This window comes from Terrirubrum flagellatum, from assembly GCF_022059845.1.
GTDB lineage: Bacteria > Pseudomonadota > Alphaproteobacteria > Rhizobiales > Beijerinckiaceae > Terrirubrum > Terrirubrum flagellatum.
The window spans coordinates 493,590-513,525 of record NZ_CP091851.1; the positions used below are offsets into that span (position 1 = coordinate 493,590).

At 65.0% G+C, this 19,936-nt stretch carries 18 protein-coding genes; all 18 read left to right on the top strand.

The window, feature by feature from the left end:
- Positions 1–198: 198 nt before the first annotated feature.
- The 18 genes from L8F45_RS02420 (at position 199) to L8F45_RS02505 (ending at position 19,932) form a co-directional block, all read left to right on the top strand.
- Positions 199–669 (top strand): division/cell wall cluster transcriptional repressor MraZ, encoded by a 471-nt coding sequence (locus tag L8F45_RS02420; RefSeq protein ID WP_342363347.1) that lies wholly within the window; start codon positions 199–201, stop codon positions 667–669.
- Positions 666–1,712, top strand: coding sequence for a 16S rRNA (cytosine(1402)-N(4))-methyltransferase RsmH (gene rsmH, locus L8F45_RS02425; protein WP_342361294.1), 1,047 nt, complete (start codon positions 666–668; stop codon positions 1,710–1,712). Before L8F45_RS02420 ends, rsmH begins: the two co-directional genes overlap by 4 nt.
- Positions 1,709–2,119: a cell division protein FtsL gene (gene ftsL / locus L8F45_RS02430; RefSeq protein ID WP_342361295.1), complete on the top strand. Its 411-nt coding sequence runs from the start codon at positions 1,709–1,711 to the stop codon at positions 2,117–2,119. Before rsmH ends, ftsL begins: the two co-directional genes overlap by 4 nt.
- A 2-nt stretch (positions 2,120–2,121) precedes the next feature.
- Positions 2,122–2,367, top strand: a complete 246-nt coding sequence (locus L8F45_RS02435) for a hypothetical protein (protein WP_342361296.1) — start codon at positions 2,122–2,124, stop codon at positions 2,365–2,367.
- Positions 2,364–3,809: a UDP-N-acetylmuramoyl-L-alanyl-D-glutamate--2,6-diaminopimelate ligase gene (locus L8F45_RS02440; RefSeq protein ID WP_342361297.1), complete on the top strand. Its 1,446-nt coding sequence runs from the start codon at positions 2,364–2,366 to the stop codon at positions 3,807–3,809. The genes L8F45_RS02435 and L8F45_RS02440 overlap by 4 nt, the downstream gene beginning before the upstream one ends.
- On the top strand, positions 3,806–5,233 hold the full coding sequence (locus tag L8F45_RS02445) for a UDP-N-acetylmuramoylalanyl-D-glutamyl-2,6-diaminopimelate--D-alanyl-D-alanine ligase (RefSeq protein WP_342361298.1): 1,428 nt from the start codon (positions 3,806–3,808) through the stop codon (positions 5,231–5,233). Before L8F45_RS02440 ends, L8F45_RS02445 begins: the two co-directional genes overlap by 4 nt.
- Before the next feature lie 7 nt (positions 5,234–5,240).
- Positions 5,241–6,323 (top strand): phospho-N-acetylmuramoyl-pentapeptide-transferase, encoded by a 1,083-nt coding sequence (gene mraY, locus L8F45_RS02450; protein ID WP_342361299.1) that lies wholly within the window; start codon positions 5,241–5,243, stop codon positions 6,321–6,323.
- 4 nt (positions 6,324–6,327) lie between these two features.
- The gene (gene murD / locus L8F45_RS02455; RefSeq protein ID WP_342361300.1) at positions 6,328–7,731 is read left to right on the top strand and encodes a UDP-N-acetylmuramoyl-L-alanine--D-glutamate ligase; all 1,404 of its coding nucleotides are present in this window, start codon (positions 6,328–6,330) and stop codon (positions 7,729–7,731) included.
- A gap of 10 nt (positions 7,732–7,741) precedes the next feature.
- A complete protein-coding gene (locus tag L8F45_RS02460) occupies positions 7,742–8,902 on the top strand; it encodes an FtsW/RodA/SpoVE family cell cycle protein (protein ID WP_342361301.1) in 1,161 nt (386 codons plus the stop codon).
- Positions 8,899–10,017 carry an undecaprenyldiphospho-muramoylpentapeptide beta-N-acetylglucosaminyltransferase gene (gene murG / locus L8F45_RS02465; protein ID WP_342361302.1) on the top strand — a complete coding sequence of 373 codons (1,119 nt, stop codon included), beginning with the start codon at positions 8,899–8,901 and terminating at the stop codon, positions 10,015–10,017. Before L8F45_RS02460 ends, murG begins: the two co-directional genes overlap by 4 nt.
- 3 nt (positions 10,018–10,020) lie before the next feature.
- The gene (murC, locus tag L8F45_RS02470; RefSeq protein WP_342361303.1) at positions 10,021–11,418 is read left to right on the top strand and encodes a UDP-N-acetylmuramate--L-alanine ligase; all 1,398 of its coding nucleotides are present in this window, start codon (positions 10,021–10,023) and stop codon (positions 11,416–11,418) included.
- 145 nt (positions 11,419–11,563) lie between these two features.
- A complete protein-coding gene (gene murB / locus L8F45_RS02475) occupies positions 11,564–12,493 on the top strand; it encodes a UDP-N-acetylmuramate dehydrogenase (RefSeq protein ID WP_342361304.1) in 930 nt (309 codons plus the stop codon).
- A 219-nt stretch (positions 12,494–12,712) separates the two neighbouring features.
- Entirely contained in the window at positions 12,713–13,630 is a 918-nt protein-coding gene (locus L8F45_RS02480; RefSeq protein WP_342361305.1) for a D-alanine--D-alanine ligase, read from the top strand.
- A complete protein-coding gene (locus tag L8F45_RS02485; RefSeq protein ID WP_342361306.1) occupies positions 13,627–14,523 on the top strand; it encodes a cell division protein FtsQ/DivIB in 897 nt (298 codons plus the stop codon). Before L8F45_RS02480 ends, L8F45_RS02485 begins: the two co-directional genes overlap by 4 nt.
- Positions 14,520–15,845 (top strand): cell division protein FtsA, encoded by a 1,326-nt coding sequence (gene ftsA, locus L8F45_RS02490; protein ID WP_342361307.1) that lies wholly within the window; start codon positions 14,520–14,522, stop codon positions 15,843–15,845. The genes L8F45_RS02485 and ftsA overlap by 4 nt, the downstream gene beginning before the upstream one ends.
- An 82-nt stretch (positions 15,846–15,927) precedes the next feature.
- Positions 15,928–17,607, top strand: coding sequence for a cell division protein FtsZ (ftsZ, locus tag L8F45_RS02495; protein ID WP_342361308.1), 1,680 nt, complete (start codon positions 15,928–15,930; stop codon positions 17,605–17,607).
- Positions 17,608–17,906: 299 nt separating this feature from the next.
- Positions 17,907–18,866: a UDP-3-O-acyl-N-acetylglucosamine deacetylase gene (gene lpxC / locus L8F45_RS02500; protein WP_342361309.1), complete on the top strand. Its 960-nt coding sequence runs from the start codon at positions 17,907–17,909 to the stop codon at positions 18,864–18,866.
- Positions 18,867–19,071: 205 nt separating this feature from the next.
- Entirely contained in the window at positions 19,072–19,932 is an 861-nt protein-coding gene (locus tag L8F45_RS02505) for an outer membrane protein assembly factor BamD (protein ID WP_425330006.1), read from the top strand.
- Positions 19,933–19,936 lie beyond the last annotated feature (4 nt).

A 19,936-nucleotide genomic window follows, 5' to 3' on the forward strand; every position in this document is an offset into this window, starting at 1 on the left:
GAACGTTTTATTGACGCCCAAATTATCCCATGATATCCCAAATCATCCCGCCCAGGAATGAACGCCGCCCACGCGCGTCCGGCTCTGTCGGATCGTGGTCGCTCGCGTCTTTCGCGTTCGGGATGCATGAGCCGACGGCGAGCGGGGGGCTCCCGTCCGTTGTGAGCGGCTTGTTGGAGTGGCGTGGCGTCTCAGGGCATGGATCTCTTCGTGTCCCATGTGACGATGCGCCTCGACGCGAAGGGTCGGGTGTCTATTCCAGCTTCTTTCCGCGCCGTTCTGGCCAAGGATGGGTACGAGGGGATCTATCTGCATCCCTCGCTCGACCGGCCGGCTCTGGACGCGGGCGGCCACGCCCTGATCCACGAGATCGAAGCTCTTCTCTCCCAATACGATCCCTTCTCCGATGCGTGGGAGGTCTTCTCGACCGCGCTGCATGGAGAGAGCGAGCAGGTGAAGATGGATGGCGAGGGCCGCGTGCAGCTCCCCGAGCGCCTGAAGACGTCAGCCTTCATCAAGGACGAGGCGACCTTCGTCGGCCTCGGACACAAGTTCCAGATCTGGGAGCCCCAGCGTTTCGCCGCGCACCGATCCGAGGCCACGGAGAAGGTGCGGGCGTTCCGGCGCGAGCTTGGCTCGCGCTCCCCCTCCGGAGCGCGGGATCGATGACGGACCGCGGCGCGGAGCCGGGCTCCGTCGCCGCAGGTGGACCGGTTCGTCACGTTCCCGTGCTCCGGGAGGAGTCGGTGAAGGCGCTCGGCGTCAAATCCGGCGGCGTCTATCTCGACGGCACCTTCGGCGCAGGCGGATATACGCGCGCCATCCTTGCAGCCTCGCCCGACGCGCGCGTGATCGCGATCGATCGCGATCCCGATGCGATCCGCGACGGCGCTTCGCTCGTCGCCGAAGCGCAGGGCCGGCTCATTCTCGTGAAGGGCCGCTTCGGCGATCTCGACGAGATCGCGAGAGAGCATGGCTTTGATGCGATCGACGGCGTCGCGCTCGATGTCGGCGTGTCATCGATGCAGTTCGACGAAGCGCAGCGCGGCTTCTCCTTCCGTCACGACGCGCCGCTCGACATGCGCATGGAGAGCCAAGGCCGCTCCGCCGCCGACATCCTCGCCGAGGATGACGAAGCCCAAATCGCCGACATTCTCTATCACTATGGCGAGGAGCGCCGCTCGCGCGCCATCGCGCGCGCCATCGTCGCGCGCCGCAATTCATCGCCGGTGACGACGACGAAACAACTCGCCGATCTCATTGCGACGATCGAGCGGCCGCGTCCGAACATGATCCATCCCGCGACGCGCTCATTCCAGGCGCTGCGCATCGCGGTGAATGACGAGCTCGGCGAACTCGCGCGCGCATTGCATGCGGCCGAGCGCATTCTGAAGCCCGGCGGCAAGCTTGCGATCGTCAGCTTCCATTCGCTTGAAGACCGCATCGTGAAGCAGTTTCTCAGCGTCCGTTCCGGCCGCGGCGAATCCGCGTCGCGGCGATTGCCCGGCGAACCGCTGGCGGAAACGCCGACCTTCATGCTGACGACGCGCAAGCCGATTGAACCATCCGACTCCGAAATTGCCGCCAATCCGCGCGCGCGCTCGGCGCGCCTGCGCGCAGCGGAGCGGACGGACGCAGCCGCGCGTGGCGAAGACAGCGACATCATGGCGCTCGCGGCTTTGCCGCAGCGCGGCGAAACGAGGCGCGCATGATCCTGCGTTTGTTCCATGTCGCGGCGATCGGCGCGTTGCTATCGTCGGCGCTCTATGCGTACTCGATCAAGTACGACACGACGCTGCGCTCCGAGCAGCTCGTGAAACTGAAGCACAAGGTGCAGCGCGAGAAGGACGCCATCGCGATCCTGCGCGCGGAGTGGCAGCTTCTCAATCGGCCCGAGCGCGTGCAGGAGCTCGCCAAACAATTCCCCGATCTCCAGCAATTGCAGTCGCATCAGATCGGCACGATCGCGGAATTGCCGATGAAGTCCGACAAGGGCGATGAACTCGGCAAGAAGCTCGATCTCTTGGGGCTCGCCGCGCCGACGGCTACCCCGCGTGATATGACCGGCTCGATCACGGCGCCGAAACCAGGCGCCGGGCGCACGCCGACGGCGAGGTGATCATGTCGCGCCGCAACTTGTTTTCGCTGTTGTCTTCCGACAAGACGCCAAAGGATCGTGGCGGCTTGAGCGCCGATCATCTCATGAGAACCGTCATTCTCGCAGCGCTTGTTTTCGTCGCCGCCTATGGCGCGGCGTCGGCGCGCCGCATGCATCGCGCCGCAGAAGCGGCCGAACTCGCTGTCACGCGGCATGTGGCCTACCATCTCCGCCTCGACCATCATCACGGATGGAAGGCGATCCAATGAAGCTCGCCGCGCTCATTCCGGACGTTCCTCCTCGCCAAGCTGACGTCGACATCGCCGAGGTGACTGCGGACAGCCGCAAGGTGAAGGCTGGCTTTCTGTTCGTCGCCATTCCCGGCGTGAAGGCGGATGGTTCGCAATTCATTCACGATGCGATCGCGCGCGGCGCATCCGCAGTGCTGACGGAAAGCGAAAGCGCCGCTGCAATTGCTGAGTCCGCGCCCATCATTCGCGTCGCTGATACGCGCGCGGCCTTGTCGCGCGCTGCGGCCGCTCTGCATCCACGCCAGCCCGAAACGATCGTCGCGGTGACCGGCACGAGCGGCAAGACGTCCGTCGCCGATTTCGCGCGCCAGATCTTCGCGGCCGACGGAAAAATCTCCGCAAGCGTGGGAACGCTCGGCGTCATCAAAAGCGACGGGACAAGCTATGGCTCGCTCACGACGCCTGATCCCGTGACATTGCATAAGACGCTCGACTCGCTCGCGGGCGAGGGCGTCACGCATCTCGCGATGGAGGCGTCCTCGCACGGGCTCGACCAGAAGCGTCTCGACGGCGTGAAGCTGAAGAGCGCCGCTTTCACCAATCTCGGCCGCGATCATCTCGATTATCATCCGACTGTCGAAGATTATCTCGTGGCGAAGCTGAGACTGTTCACGACGCTTCTGCCCGCCGATGGCGTCGCGATGATCAACAGGGACGGCGATCGCGCGGGTGATGTCGAACGCACGGCGCGCGCACGAGGATTGCGCATCGTCACGGTTGGTCGTGCGGGCAAGGATATTCGTCTCGTCTCCGCGCGTCGCGAGGGCTTCGCGCAGGCGTTGGCGATCGAACATGCCGGACGAACGTTCGAAGCGCGCCTTCCTCTCATCGGCGAATTCCAGGTTTCGAATGCGCTGACGGCGGCGGGGCTGGCGCTTTCCGTTGGCGCGAGCGCTGATCGCGTATTCGCGGCGTTCGACAGCTTGCGCGGCGTTCCCGGTCGTCTCGAAACCATCGGCGAAGCGCGCGGCGGCGTCGCGCTCGTGGATTATTCGCACAAGCCGGATGCGCTCGCGACCGTGCTCGGCGCTTTGCGTCCCTTCGCGAGCGGCAGGCTCGTCGTCGTGTTCGGTTGCGGCGGTGATCGCGATCGCGGCAAGCGGCCATTGATGGGCTCAATTGCTGTAGAGAAGGCCGACCGCGTGATCGTGACCGATGATAATCCGCGCAGTGAGGAGCCGGCCGAAATCCGTCGTCAGGTTCTCGCTGCGGCGCCAGGCGCGATCGAGATCGGCGACCGCGCCGAAGCCATCCACGCGGCGGTCGCGGACATGAGCGCCGGCGATGTTGTGTTGATCGCGGGAAAGGGGCATGAGACCGGCCAAATCATCGGCGACCGCGTCCTGCCTTTCTCTGATCACGAGGTTGTTCGTGCGGCGCTCCGGGAGTTGGGCGCATGAGCCAGGCGTTGTGGACAGGCGAAGAGATTGCGCAAGCGACGGGCGCGCGCATCGTTGGCGCCAGTCCTGCCGATGTGACTGGCGTCTCAATCGACTCGCGCACGGTCAAGCCGGGCGAACTCTATGTCGCGATCAAGGGCGACGTACATGACGGGCACGATTTCGTCGCCGCGGCGCTGAAGGCAGGCGCCGCAGCGGCGCTGGTGAGCGAAGAAAAACTCGCGTCGCTTGGCGACGCCGCGCCTCTCTTTGTTGTCACAGATGCGCTCAAGGAGCTTGAGTTGCTCGGCCGCGCGGCGCGCGCGCGCAGCAACGCGAAGATCGTCGCGGTGACGGGATCAGCGGGCAAGACCGGCGTGAAGGAAGCGCTCGCAACCGTGCTGGGCAAACAGGCGGAGACGCATTTCTCCGTCGCCTCCTTCAACAATCATTGGGGCGTGCCGCTGACGCTCGCGCGCATGAACGCGAGCGCCGTCTTCGGCGTGTTCGAGATCGGCATGAACCATGTCGGCGAGATCACGCCGCTGACGGCGATGGTGCGCCCGCATGTGGCCATCGTCACCACCATCGCGCCCGTGCATCTCGCTTTTTTCGAATCCATCGATCAGATCGCGGACGCCAAGGGCGAAATCTTTTCTGGCCTCGAGCCTGATGGCGCAGCCATCATCAATGGCGACATCGCGCAGACGGAGCGGCTCATCGCTCATGCGCGCCGCGCCGGCGCGCGCATTGTCACCTTCGGCGACGCGAAGACGGCGGATGCGCGACTGCTTCGCGCCGATCTCCATGCGGATGGCTCCGAAGTCGAAGCCGTCATCTTTGGCGAAGCTATGAGCTATTCCTTGAAGAATCCGGGCAAGCATGTCGCGCTGAACAGTCTTGCTGTTCTCGCAGCCGTGCGCGCCGTTGGCGCCGACGTCGCCGCCGCCGCGCGCGCGCTCGGTGAAGTGCCGCCGCCATCGGGACGCGGCGCGCGTGAAACGCTCGCCATCAACGGTCGCTCTTTCACGCTGATCGATGAGAGCTACAACGCCAATCCCGCCTCGATGCGCGCGGCGCTTGAAAATCTCGGTCGCGTGAAGCCTGGCGCGTCCGGCCGGCGCATCGCTGTGATGGGCGATATGCTCGAATTGGGCGATGGTGCGAAGATTTTTCATCGCGAATTGTCCGACGCGGTTGCAGCGAACAGGATTGATCTCGTCTTCGCGTGCGGGCCGATGATGCATGAATTGTGGGATGCGCTCCCGCAGGAGAAACGTGGCGCCTATGCCGCGGATTCAGGCGCGCTGCAGCCGATCGTTCTCGATGCGATCACGGCTGGCGACGTCGTCACGGTGAAAGGTTCGCTCGGCAGCCGAATGGGCCCGGTGGTCAAAGCGATCCGCGCGCGCTTCGCCGCATCAGGCGCAGCGAACAAGGGATAGTTTTGGGATGCTGACCTTTCTTGCCGAGTTCAGTGCGTATTTTCAGCCGCTGAACGTCTTTCGTTACATCACCTTCCGCACCGCGGGCGCGACGGTGACGGCGATGCTGTTCGTTTTTTTGCTCGGCCCGACGATGATCTTGATGCTGCGGTTGAAGCAGGGCAAGGGCCAGCCGATCCGTGAGGACGGGCCGCAATCGCATCTCCTCAAGAAAGGTACGCCGACGATGGGCGGCCTGATGATCCTGTCGGGTCTCGTCATTTCGACGCTGCTCTGGGCCAATCCGCGCAGCGGCTATATCTGGGTCGTGATGCTTGTCACGATCGGCTTCGGCGCGATCGGATTCTATGACGATTATCTCAAGGTCACAAAGCAATCCCATAAGGGCTTTTCAGGCAAGGCGCGACTTGCGATCGAGGCGCTGATCGCGGGCGTGGCCTGTTTCGCCATCGCGAAAACCGGCGCGCCGGCGCTGGCGACGAAGCTTGCGGTGCCATTTCTCAAAGACTTCCTGTTCGATCTCGGCTGGTTCTTCGTCGTGTTCGGCGCGTTTGTGATCGTGGCGGCGGGTAACTCGGTCAATCTGACCGACGGTCTCGACGGGCTTGCGATCGTGCCCGTGATGATCTCGGCAGCAACGTTCGGATTCATCTGCTATCTCGCGGGCAATGCGATCTTCGCCAATTATCTCCAGATCAATTTCGTGCCTGGCGCCGGCGAACTCGCGGTCGTCTGCGGCGCTGTGATCGGAGCGGGTCTCGGATTTCTCTGGTTCAACGCGCCGCCGGCGCAGATTTTCATGGGCGACACAGGCTCGCTCGCGCTTGGCGGACTCCTCGGCTCAATCGCGGTCGCGACCAAGCATGAGATCGTGCTCGTCATCGTCGGCGGCCTGTTCGTCGTCGAGGCGCTGTCCGTGATCATCCAGGTCGCGGTCTACAAGCGCACCGGACGGCGCGTATTTCTGATGGCGCCGATCCATCACCATTTCGAGAAGAAGGGCTGGACCGAGCCGCAGGTGGTGATCCGCTTCTGGATCATCTCGGTCATTCTGGCGCTCGCCGCGCTCTCCACGCTGAAGCTCAGGTGAGCGGATGACGCCTGTCACTCACGCGCGCGGACAGACAGTCGCTCTCTTCGGCCTCGGAGGCTCGGGGCTTGCGACCGCGCGCGCGTTGAAGGCCGGTGGCGCGCGCGTCATCGCCTGCGACGACAGCGCAGCCCAGATGGAAAAGGCGCGCAGCGAAGACATCGAGATCGCCGATTTGCGCGAGATCGCATGGAGCGAGGTTTCATCGCTGATCCTCGCGCCCGGCGTGCCGCTGACCCACAAGGACGGCAAGCCGTTCACGCACTGGACGGTGGAGCTTGCGCGCGCCAACAAGGTCGAGATCATCGGCGACATCGAACTGTTCTGCCGTGAGCGGCGCGCGATCGCGCCCGATGCGCCTTTCATCGCCATCACAGGCACCAACGGCAAATCGACCACCACGGCGCTCATCGCGCATATCCTGCGCGAGGCTGGAAAAGACGCGCAGATTGGCGGCAATATCGGCACGGCGATCCTGTCGCTTCAGCCGCCTGCGCTTGACCGTTTCCATGTCATCGAATGTTCATCGTTCCAGATCGATCTCGCGCCATCGCTCGATGCGTCAGTCGGCGTACTGCTCAACGTCACGCCAGATCATCTCGACCGTCATGGAACGATCGCTGACTACGCCGCGATCAAGGAGCGGCTTGTGAAGCGGGCGCATCTTCAGGTGGTCGGCATCGATGATGAGTTTTGTCGCGACATCGCCGCGCGCCTGCAGCCAAGCGGACTGACACGGATATCAGCCGCGCAGGGCGCCGATGTTTTCTTCCGCAACTCCGCGATCTGGCGCGGACATGGCGGGCAGGTCGAGAAGATCGCCGACCTCTCCGCCGTGCGTTCGCTGCGCGGCGCGCATAACGGGCAGAATGCGGCGGCTGCGGCTGCGGCGTTGCTTGCCTGCGGCCTCTCCGCGAAAAGCATTGCGGCGGGTCTCGCAAGCTTTCCCGGATTGCCGCACCGGCTCGAAGAAATCGGCAGCCTCGGGCCTGCGATCTTCGTCAACGATTCCAAGGCGACCAACGCCGACTCCACGGAAAAAGCCTTGTCGTCCTTCGATAACGGCGTCTTCTGGATTCTTGGCGGCAAATCGAAGGAAGGCGGCATCACGCCGCTGAAGCCTTATTTCGGCAGAATCGCGAAAGCCTATCTCATTGGCGCGGCGAGCGATGAATTCGCGGCGACGCTCGATGGCGCCGCGCCTTTCGAGCGTTCGGAAACGCTCGATGTCGCGGTCGCGAGCGCCGCGCGCGACGTCGCGAATTCAAAAGCGAAGGAGCCGGTGGTGCTGTTGTCGCCGGCCTGCGCGTCCTACGATCAATATCCGAATTTCGAAGTGCGCGGCGATCATTTTCGATCGCTCGTCAATGAGTTGCCGGGCTTTGCGCCCAGGCGCGCGCGGCTCTAAGGAGACGGTGATGCCATCGCGGACGGAACGCTCTCTCTTCGCCGACTGGTGGTGGACGGTCGATCGTCTCACGCTCGCCTGTCTGATCGTGCTGATGCTCGCGGGCGTCGTGTTCCTCATGGGCGGCGGACCGCCGGTCGCGGAGCGATTGGGACTGTCGCCATTCCATTTCGTGCATCGCCAGATGCTGTGGCTGTTCGCCGCGGGCATGGTGATGCTTGCGACATCGTTTCTTTCGCCGCGGCATATCAGGCGCACTGCGCTGCTGATCTATGTCGTGTTCATGGCGCTCGTCGTCGCGACCCTGTTCTTCGGCGCCGAAGTGAAAGGCGCGCGGCGTTGGATCGTGCTCTTCGGTCAAAACATCCAGCCTTCCGAATTCGTGAAGCCGGCCTTCGTTATTCTTGCCGCCTGGGCTTTTTCGGAAGGCGCGCGGCGTCCTGAAATGCCCGGCGCCGTGCTCGGCGTGCTGCTGCTGCCGATGACGATCGCGCCGCTCGTGATGCAGCCCGACATTGGCCAGACGATGCTGCTCTCGATGGTGTGGGCGGCTTTGTTCTATCTCGCTGGCCTGCACATGTTCTGGGTGTTCGGGCTCGGCGGCGCCGGCGCCGGCGGCCTCGTGCTCGCCTATTTCTTCTTTCCGCACGTCACCGCACGCGTGAACCGCTTTCTCGACAAGGCGAATGCGGGCGGCGATACGTTCCAGGTCGACACCGCGGTCGACAGCTTCGTGTCGGGGAGCTGGTTCGGCAAAGGTCCGGGCGAAGGCACCATCAAAAGAATTCTGCCCGACAGCCACACGGACTTTCTGTTCGCGGTCACCGGCGAAGAGTTCGGCATCGCAGTGTGTCTCGCGCTCGTCGCCTTGTTCGCGATCATCGTCGCGCGCGCGCTGTGGATGGCGCGACGCAATGAAGACCCGTTCTGCCGCTTCGCGGCGGCGGGGCTGACCATGCTGTTCGGCCTGCAGGCGGCGATCAACATGTCGGTCAATCTGCACCTCATTCCGCCAAAGGGCATGACGCTGCCTTTCATTTCCTATGGCGGCTCGTCGCTTCTCTCGCTCGCGCTCGGCATGGGCTTCCTGCTGGCCTCGACGCGACGACGACCGCGCGCCGAGATCGACGCGCCAATGGGCGCAACCTTCCTGCACAGGGCGCCGGCGTGAGCGCGCCTTCGCTCGTCCTGCTCGCCGCCGGCGGAACCGGCGGCCATCTCTTTCCGGCGCAGGCGTTGGCGACGGAGCTCGCCGCGCGGGGCGTCGCGATCGAGCTTGCGACGGACGAGCGGGCGGCGAATTACGCCAAGGAATTTCCGGCGCGGCGCATTCATCCGTTGCCGGCGGCGACGCCTTCAGGCGGATCGCCGCTGAAAAAGCTCGGCGCGCTCTTCACGCTGGGGCGCGGCGTGCTCGCGGCGCGCGGCATGATCGGAAAGACTCGCCCTGATGCGATCGTCGGCTTCGGCGGCTATCCCACCGTGCCGCCGATGCTTGCGGGATCGATGCTTGGCGTGACGACGATCCTGCATGAGCAGAATGGCGTGATGGGCCGCGCCAACAAATTCCTCGCCGGGCGCGCGACGGCGATCGCGACGGGATTCGCCGAGGTGCGCGGCGTCGAAGGGAAGCTCGCGGACAAGGCGACCCATGTCGGCAATCCCGTGCGCGCAGCGGTCATCGCGGCTGCGGCGACGCCGTTTCGATGGGCTGCGACCGAAGGCGTTTTGCGGGTGCTTGTGTTCGGCGGCTCGCAGGGCGCGCGCGTGATGAGCGACGTGGCGCCGGCGGCCTTGTCGGCGCTTCCACCGGAGATGCGCGCGAGGTTGCGCGTGGTGCAGCAGGCGCGTCTCGAAGATGTCGAGCGCGTGCGCCACCGCTATGAGGACAGCGGCATCGAGGCTGTCGTTGAACCTTTCTTCTCCGATCTTCCCGCGCGCATGGCGGAAAGCCATCTCGTCATTTCGCGCTCCGGCGCGTCAACCGTGGCGGAGCTCGGCGTCATTGGCCGGCCTTCGATCCTTGTGCCGCTGCCAGGGGCCATCGATCAGGATCAGGCGGCGAACGCCGAGACGCTGATGAAAATCGGCGCGGCGAAGCTGTTGCCGCAAAGCGAATTCATTCCGCGCCGCCTGACGCAGGAGATCGAACAGCTGATGAATGATCCCGCCTGGTTGACGAGCGCGGCCGCCGCCGCGAAAAGCGCCGGCATTCCGGATGCGGCGGCGCGGCTCGCCGCGCTTGTCGGGCGCGTTGCGCGCCTCGCTGAATTCAAGGAGTCCTGATCCATGCAATTGCCCCGCCAGCTTGGCGCCATTCATTTCATCGGCATCGGCGGCATCGGCATGTCGGGCATCGCGGAGGTGCTCGCCAATCTCGGCTACAAGGTGCAGGGCTCGGACGCGTCGGATGGCGCCAATCTCGATCGCCTGCGGAGCAAGGGTGTGATGTGCTTCGTCGGCCACAAGGCGGAGAATCTCGGACAGGCTGAAGTGGTGGTCGTGTCGACTGCGATCAAGCGCGACAATCCTGAATTGGCGCTGGCGCGCGAGAAGCGCATTCCCGTTGTGCGGCGGGCGGAAATGCTCGCGGAGCTGATGCGCTTCAAGAAAACCGTGTCGATCGCCGGCACCCATGGCAAGACGACGACGACATCTCTCGTCGCGACATTGCTCGACAGCGGCGGCTTTGATCCGACGATCGTCAATGGCGGCATCATCAATGCGCTCGGCACCAATGCGCGGCTTGGCGGCGGCGAATGGATGGTGGTCGAGGCTGATGAATCCGACGGCACCTTCCTGAAACTGCCGACGACGGTGGCGATCGTCACGAACATCGATCCTGAACATCTCGATCACTTCAAGACGTTCGATGCGATCAAGGACGCGTTCCGCGCCTTCATCGAGAATCTGCCCTTCTACGGCTTTGCGGTGATGTGCCTCGATCATCCGACCGTGCAGGAGCTGGTCGGCAAGATCGAGGATCGCCGCGTCATCACCTATGGCGAGAATCCGCAGGCGGACGCGCGTTTATCCGACGTCGATCTCTCCGGCGGCGTCTCGAAATTCCGCGTCACCATTCGCGACCGCAAGCTCGGCAAGATTGTCGAGCTCAATGATCTCATGATGCCGATGCCCGGCCATCACAATGCGCTCAATGCGACGGCGGCGATCGCGGTCGCCTATGAGCTCGGCATGCCTGTTGATGCGATCCGCAAGGCGCTGGCGTCGTTCGGCGGCGTCAAGCGGCGTTTCACGCGCACGGGCGAATGGAATGGCGTCACCGTGTTCGACGATTACGGCCATCATCCCGTGGAGATCGCAGCGGTGTTGCGCGCGGCGCGCGCCTCGACGAAGGGCAATGTGGTCGCGGTGATGCAGCCGCATCGCTATACGCGGCTGTCCTCGCTGTTCAATGATTTCGCCACCTGCTTCAATGATGCGGACAGCGTCATCATCGCGCCTGTTTACGCCGCGGGCGAGCAGCCGATTCCGGGCGTCGATCGTGATGCGCTGGTCGCCGCGATCAAGGCGCACGGCCATCGCCATGTCGAAGCGCTGCCGTCGCCTGACAAGCTCGCGGGCATGGTGCGCGAAATCGTGAAACCGGGCGATTACGTTATCTGCCTCGGCGCCGGCACGATCACGCAATGGGCCTATGCGCTGCCGGGCGAGCTGGCGGCGTGATGATCGCGCTCTATCCTGAAATTCCCCCTCACCCTGCGTCGTCTCGCTGGCGCTCGACGCCGCTTTCCCTCTCCCCGCTCGCGGGGAGAGGGTGGCGGAGCGAAGCGACGACGGGTGAGGGGCTTTTCATTCGCGATATGCCCACATGACCTTCCCCGACATCACACCTGATCTCGCGGCGCGCATGCCGAAGCTGCGCGGGCGCATGATCGCGAACCAGTCGATGGCGGAGCTGACATGGTTCCGCGCCGGCGGCGCAGCGCAGGTTCTGTTTACGCCGGCGGATGAGGAAGATCTCTCTTACTTTCTCTCGAATCTCGAAGGCGCGATCGATGTCGCGGTCGTCGGCGTCGGTTCGAATCTCATCGTGCGCGATGGCGGCGTGAAGGGCGTGGTGATCCGCCTGTCTCCGCGCGGCTTCGGCCAAATCCGCAAGGTGGCGAAGGACCAGATCGAGGCGGGTTCGGCTGCCCTCGACAAGCGGGTTGCGGAAGCGGCGGCGGAAGCGGGGATTGGCGGCCTCGAATTCTTGTCAGGCATTCCGGGCTCCGTCGGCGGCGCGCTGCGCATGAACGCCGGCGCCAATGGCGGCGAGACGAAAGACATCCTTTCGCTTGCGACGGGCGTCAGGCGCGACGGCGAACTCGTCGTTTATTCCAACGAGGAGATGGGTTTCTCCTATCGCAAATCGTCAGCGCCAGCGGATGTGATTTTCACCAACGCGGTCTTCCGGGGAAAGCCTGACGACATCGCTGCGATCCGCGCGCGCATGGCCGCGGTGCAGGAGCATCGCGAGAAGGCGCAGCCGATCCGCGAGAAGACGGGCGGTTCGACCTTCAAGAATCCACCCGGGAATAGCGCGTGGAAAGTCATCGACGCTGCGGGTTGCCGCGGTTTGCGCGTCGGCGGCGCCATGATGAGCGAGATGCATTGCAACTTCCTCATCAACACCGGCGACGCGACCGCGACCGATATAGAGAATCTCGGCGAAGAGGTGCGTCGCCGCGTGAAGGAGCATTCAGGCGTCGAGCTTGAGTGGGAGATCAAGCGGATTGGCAAAGCGCAACACTCATAGTGAGCGCGATCTCAAAAAACTGCGTCATTCCGGGGCGGCCCGAAGGGCCGAGCCCGGAACCTAGTGAATGCTTCTTTGATCTACGAGTCAGTCAGAGCGAGTTGGTTCGCAGGATAACGGTTGAATTTTCAAACTGGGTTCCGGGCTCGCGCGTTCCGCGCGCCCCGGAATGACGGCGTCAGGTTTGGTGCGTGATCCTGAAGCGTCGAGGAGATGGTCATGACGCCAAAACACGTCGCGGTTCTCATGGGCGGATGGTCGGTCGAGCGCGAGGTGTCGTTGCGCTCCGGCGCGGCCTGCGCCGCCGCGCTTGAAAGCGTCGGCTATCGCGTCACGCGTCTCGAAGTCGGGCGCGACGTGGCGCAGCGATTGATCGAACTCAAACCCGACGTCGCCTTCAACGCGCTCCATGGCCGCTTCGGCGAGGACGGCACGATCCAGGGCATCCTCGAAATCCTGCAAATCCCCTACACCCATTCCGGCGTGCTTGCCTCGTCGCTGGCGATCCAGAAGGACAAGGCCAAGATCGTCGCCGCGGCCGCCGGCGTCCCCGTCGCGAAGGGCGTGACCGTCTCGCGATTCGAGGCGGCGAAGCGCCACGTTCTGCCGCCGCCTTATGTGTTAAAACCCGTTAACGAAGGCTCGTCCGTCGGCGTCATCCTGGTGCGCAAGGAGCGCAGCCATCCGCCGCAGGAGTTGTCGCGGCCGGACTGGCCCTGCGGCGAGATCATGCTGGCCGAGGAATATATCGCCGGGCGGGAACTCACCTGCGCCGTGATGGGCGATCGCGCGCTTGGCGTCACGGAGATCAAGGCGGCGACCGGCGACTTCTACGATTATGACGCAAAGTACGCAAAAGGCGGCTCTTTTCATGTGTGTCCCGCCGAGCTTTCACCAAATATTTACCAGCGCATTCAACAGTTGGCGTTAACGGCGCATCAATCAATCGGGTGCCGAGGCGTCAGCCGTTCAGACTTCCGTTACGACGACGAGACCGACACCCTCGTCTGGCTGGAGGTCAACACGCAGCCCGGCATGACCGAGACGAGCCTTGTGCCTGAGTTGGCGGCCCATGCAGGCCTTTCGTTCGGCGAGTTGGTGCAATGGATGGTGGAGGACGCCTCCAGCGATCGATGACAGCGCCGCCCCTGGCCATGACCAGGGGCGCGGTTCCTGCCGTCGTGCAGCGCCCGCTGCCGCCGCGCAGGCCGAGGCGCAGGGGCGTCAAGCTTCCCCGTTTCATCGGCGCATGGTCGGTCGCGGGATTGTTTTCGATGGTGGCGCTCGCCGGCGCCATCCAGGGCGGACACCTGCAGACGCTACGCCAGACCTATGGCGACTTTCATCATGTCGCCGGCCGCATCGCCGGCTTCGGCCTGCAGCGCGTCACGATTTCCGGGCAGGTCGAACTCAACGAGCGCGAGATCGTCGCCGCGGCGGGCGTCGACTCCCGCCAGTCGCTGCTGTTCCTCGACGTCGCGCAGATCCGCGACAAGATCCTTGCGCTGCCGCTCGTCGAAAGCGCGTCGGTGCGCAAGCTCTATCCCAACGATCTCGTCATCGACATCGTCGAGCGCGAGGCCTACGCGGTCTGGCAGCGCGACGGCGAGTTGAAAGTCATCGCGTCCGACGGCACGCCGACCGAGAAGATGCGCGATCCGCGCTTCGTCGATCTGCCGCTGGTGGTGGGCGAAGGCGCCAACAAGCGCGCCAAGGATTTCGTCGCGCTGCTCGATGTCGCGCCCGAGCTGCGCAGCCGCATCCGCGCGGGATCGCTCATCGGCGAGCGGCGCTGGAATCTCACCCTCGCCAACGGCATTCTCGTGCGCCTGCCGGAGGTCGACGCCGCCGACGCCATGAAGCGCCTCGCCAGGGCGCAGCGCGAGCAGCGCCTGCTCGAGCGCGACGTGCTCGCGATCGACATGCGCGATCCCGATCGCATCACCGTGCGCCTCGCCGCCGAGCCGGCGGAGACGCGCCTCGAAGCCGCGAAGAAGAAGATGGGTAAATGGATGGGGAACGACGCATGACATCTCCGCGTCTGCCCCAGACCCCGCGCATGCGGCGCGTGCCGCCGAACAAGAGCGCGACGCTGTCGGTCATCGATATCGGCACCAACAAGATCATCTGCGTCATCGCGGAGCTGGAGCCCTTGCCGCGCGGCGAAAGCATGCGCGGACGCACGCATCTCTGCCGCGTGATCGGCGTCGGCCATCAGCGCTCGCTTGGCGTGAAGGGCGGCGTCATCGTCGATCTGGAATCGGCGGAGCGCGCGCTGCGCCACGCCATCGACGCCGCCGAACGCATGGCGAAGGTCGAGGTTCATTCCGCGATCGTCAATCTCAGCGGCGGCCGTCTGGGTTCAGCGCGCTACGCCGGCGATACGCCGCTCGGCGGCCGCCCGATTGCGCCCATCGATGTCGATCGCGCGGTCACGGCCGCTGCGGTCAATGTCGCTCATCCCCAGCGCTCGCTCATGCATGCGCTGCCGACCGCGTTCGCCGTCGACGGCGCGTCCGGCGTGCAAGACCCGACCGGCATGGTCGGCTCGAAGCTTTCCTGCGAGCTGCATGTGGTGTCGAGCGATTTGACCGCTGCGCGCAACCTCATGCTGGCGGTCGAGCGCTGCCATGTGGAGGTCGAGGCCGTCGTCGCGACGCCTTACGCCTCCGGCCTGTCGAGTCTGATCGATGACGAAGCCGATATCGGCGCCATCGTCATCGACATGGGCGCAGGCACCACGACTTTCTCCGTGTTCGAGCGCGGGCGTCTCGCGCATGTGGACGGCGTCGCCGTCGGCGGTCATCACGTCACCATGGATGTGGCGCGCGGCCTCTCGACGCGTCTCTCCGACGCCGAGCGCGTGAAGACTTTGTTCGGCTCCGTCATGAGCGCGCTGTCGGATGAGCGCGATCTCATCTCGATCCCGCAGGTCGATGAAGGCGACCGCGATCTCGACGCGCAGATTCCGCGCGCCCAGCTCACGCGCATCATCAGGCCGCGCATCGAGGAGATTCTCGAACTGGTGCGCGACCGTCTGCGCGGCGCGGGCCACGCGGCGCGCGCCGGTCGCCGCATCGTGCTGACTGGCGGCGCAAGCCAGCTCACGGGCCTCAGCGAACTCGCGCGCAAGATTCTCGACAATCAGGTGCGCGTTGGTCGGCCGCTTGGCGTGAAGGGATTGCCGGAAGCCGCGAAGGGTCCGGCGTTCTCCACCGTCGTCGGCCTGATGGTCTATCCGCAGGTCGCCGACATCGATCGCATCGATCTGCGCAGCGGCGGATTGTTGCGTCCCACAGGTTCAGACGGCGCCATCTCGCGGTTCGCGCGGTGGCTCAAGGAAAGCTTTTAGCAGCGACGCAGCGTATCAGCGATCGCGCCATTCACGCGTAATTCTGCGGACCAGAAGTCCGCTCCGAGATGAGAGGAAGACCATGACGCTCAATCTTCAGGCCCCTGGCATCCACGAGTTGAAGCCGCACATCACCGTGTTCGGTTGCGGCGGCGCCGGCGGCAACGCCGTCAACAACATGGTGGAAGGCGGCCTCGTCGGTTGCGACTTCGTCGTCGCGAATACGGACGCGCAGGCGCTCGCCATGTCGAAGGTCGAGCGTCGCATCCAGATGGGCCTTGAAGTCACGCAAGGGTTGGGCGCCGGCGCGCAACCCGAGATTGGCCGCGCCTCCGCTGAAGAGGTGATCGACGAAATCCGCGATCAGCTCGCCGGCGCGCATATGGTGTTCATCACCGCCGGCATGGGCGGCGGCACCGGCACGGGCGCCGCGCCTGTTGTTGCGCGCGCGGCGCGCGATCTCGGCATCCTCACCGTCGGCGTCGTCACGAAGCCCTTCCACTTCGAGGGCACGCGCCGCATGCGCATCGCGGACGCCGGCATCACCGAGCTGCAGAAGCATGTCGACACGCTGATCGTCATCCCGAACCAGAATTTGTTCCGCATCGCCAACGAGAAGACCACCTTCGCCGAAGCCTTCGCGCTCGCCGACCAGGTGCTCTATTCCGGCGTCGCCTCGGTCACCGACCTCATGGTCAAGGAAGGCCTGATCAATCTCGACTTCGCCGACGTGCGCTCGGTGATGCGCGAGATGGGCAAGGCGATGATGGGCACGGGCGAGGCGACCGGCGAAGGCCGCGCGCTGGCCGCCGCTGAAGCCGCCATCTCCAATCCGCTGCTCGATGAAACCTCGATGAAGGGCGCTCGCGGCCTTCTCATCTCCGTGTCTGGCGGCGCCGATCTCACGCTCTACGAAATCGACGAGGCGGCCAATCGCATCCGTCAGGAAGTCGACGAGGAAGCGAACGTGATCTTCGGCGCGACCCGCGACGACAGCCTCGACGGCGTCATTCGCGTGTCGGTCGTCGCGACCGGCATCGACAAGGCGGACGAGCAGATCGCCGATCATTCGGCGTCCGAGCGTCGTCTGGCCGAAGTCGCGGAGCGCATCGCCATGGAGGCGCGCGCCCGTCACGCCGAGATCGCGCAGCGTCCGGCAGCGCCGCCGCGCCGCGTTCATGCTCCGGTCGAAGCCGCTCCGGCGCCGATCGCCTATGCGCCCGTTCCGGCGCCCGCTCCGGTCGAAGCTGCGCTTCCGCCGGCCGCCTATATCGAGCCCGCGCCGCTGCCGCAGGCGATGGATTTCGAGCCGGCTGTCGCCGCCGCGCTCGCCGCCGCCGATCTCGCTCCGGCCGAAGATTTCGCGCCGCCGCGTCCGGATCCGGTGATTCGTCCGATGCGCATGCCGCGCATGGAGGAGCTGCCGGCGCCAGCCCAGCGCCAGATCGAAGCCGCACGTCCGGTCGCGATTCCCGCTGCGCCGACCTCGCCGGTCGAATCGAAGCGCATGACGTTGCTGCAGCGGCTCGCCGCCGTCGGCCTCGGCCGCAAGGAGGACGAGGCTGCTCCGCCGCCGCCTGCGACTGCGCCGGCTGCGCCGCTTCCCGTCCATAATGAATACGCCCGCCGGCCGATCGCGCCGGCCCAGCCGAGGGCGCCTCAGGGGCAGCTCGATTCGCATGGCCGCGCTCCGATTCCGGCGCGCTCCATGGAAGAGGAGCAGCTGGAGATTCCGGCTTTCCTCCGCCGTCAGGCGAATTGAAACAAAGCCGCTTCGCCATATTTCGGCCCGGACCTCCCGTCCGGGCCTAACTTTTTGTAAAGCTTATATTTTAACGGCCTGTATCGCGCCGCGTCATATGGCTGAAATGTGTTACAGAGCGTAAGAAACAGTGATTTGGCGCAGGCGGAGCCGAGGGCTAGCTTGCGCGCAATCAAGACGGGTGGCGCAGCCGAATCGCGCGCGCATCCGCTCCTCGCAGGGCAAGCGTAACAGAACCGACAGCGGCCGCCCGTGGTCCACGGGATGCAGGTCTTTTGTCGTCAATGGGTGGGTCGAGAATGGGTCTGAAGCAGACGACCATCAAAGGTCGCGTTGAGGTGACCGGCGTCGGCGTTCATTCGGGCGCTCCCGCGAAGCTTGTTCTGCATCCTGCTGAAGCCGGTCACGGCGTCATTTTCCAGCGCACCGGGCTCGCCGGCGGCCGCGACCGTCTCATCGAAGCGTCGCATCGCCATGTCAGCGCCACCGAACTCTGCACCGTCATCGGCGACCGCTCGACCGGCGCCGTGTCGACGATCGAGCATCTCATGTCGGCCCTGATGGGCCTTGGCGTCGACAATGTCTTCATCGAGGTCGACGGCCCTGAAATCCCGATCATGGATGGCAGCGCCTGGCCCTTCGTCGAGGCGATCATGTCGGTCGGCGTCGCGACGCTGTCCGCGAAGCGCCGCTATATCAAGGTCTTGAAGCCGGTTCGCGTCGATCACGAGCGTTCTTTCTGTGAGTTGCGCCCGGCCGAGCAGGGCTTCTCGCTCGATGTCGAAATCGATTTTCCGCTGCCGACGATCGGCCGCCAGCGCCGCGCGGTGACGCTTGATTCCGGCGTCTTCGTCCGCGAAGTGGCGCGGGCCCGCACCTTCGGCCTGCTGAGCGACGTCGAGCGGCTGTGGAAGGCCAATCTCGCGCTTGGCGCGTCGCTGGAGAACACGGTCGCGGTCGACGAAACCCGTGTCGTCAATCCGGAAGGCCTGCGCTATCCCGACGAGTTCGTGCGTCACAAGCTCCTCGACGCCATCGGCGATCTCGCGCTCGCCGGCGCGCCGATGATCGGCAAGTTCCGCTCCTATCGCGGCGGCCATCGCATGAATTTCCTCATGCTTCAGGCCCTGTTCGCCGACCGCAACGCCTACGCTCTGGTCGATGCGCCCGCCGCGTCTCGTCCGGCGGCTGCAGCGGCCTCGGCGGCCGATCTCACGCCAGCCATGGCCTCGCCGGTCTTCGCCGCCGACCGCAACTGAGTTCGCGCCGTCTCGCGCTTTGGCCGCGAAACGGCCGCATTGGCTTTTCATTGCAGGCGAATGGCGGCAGGTCGCCCCGCGACGGACTTGCGCCGGCATGGGTTCGGCGGCACAACGCGGCGCGCAGGCAACATTCCCGGGTGACAGCGTAATGGCGAGAACAGAGATTCGGTCGGGACAGCGTCAGGGCGCTGGCGCGCGGGCCATGGGCCGCGCCTGGATCGTCGCCCTGCTGGCCGCCCTGCCGCTCGCCGCCTGCGACAGCATCGCTTCGTTCAATCCGTTCGACAACACCGAACGCTACAAGACCGACAATACCCCCATTGTCCCGGCCGAGCGCCTCTACAATGAAGGCCTCTCCCGCCTGAAGGAGAACGACTATAGCGGCGCGGTGAAGCGGTTCGAGAATGTTGACCGCCAGCACCCGATGACCGACTGGGCGCGCCGCGCCATCCTGATGCAGGCCTTCGCCAACTATGAAGGCGGGCAGTACGAGGAGGCGGTTTCGGCGGCCAAGCGCTACATGACGCTGCACGGCAATACGCCTGACGCGGCCTATGCGCAGTATCTGCTCGCGATGTCCTACTACAACCAGGTGCCCGACATCGGCCGCGATCAGGAACGCTCGGCGCTCGCGGCGCAGGCGCTTGCCGATCTCGTGCAGCGTTATCCCACTTCGGAATATGTCACCGATGCGCGCTACAAGCTGAGCGTCGTGCGCGACCAGCTCGCCGGCAAGGAGATGACCGTCGGCCGCTTCTATCTCGAGAAGCGCCAGTACACGGCGGCGATCAACCGTTTCCGCGACGTGGTCGCGAAGTACCAGACGACGCGCCATGTCGAGGAAGCGCTGATGCGGCTGACCGAGGCCTATATGGCGCTCGGCATCGCGCAGGAGGCCCAGACGGCCGCGGCCGTTCTCGGCCATAACTTCCCGGACAGTCCCTGGTACAAGGACGCCTTCAAGCTGCTGCAGAGCGGCGGCCTCGAGCCGCGCGAGAACCAGCAGTCCTGGATCAGCCGGGCGTTCCGCGGCTTCACGCGCACGGTCGTTGGTCTGAACTGATCGC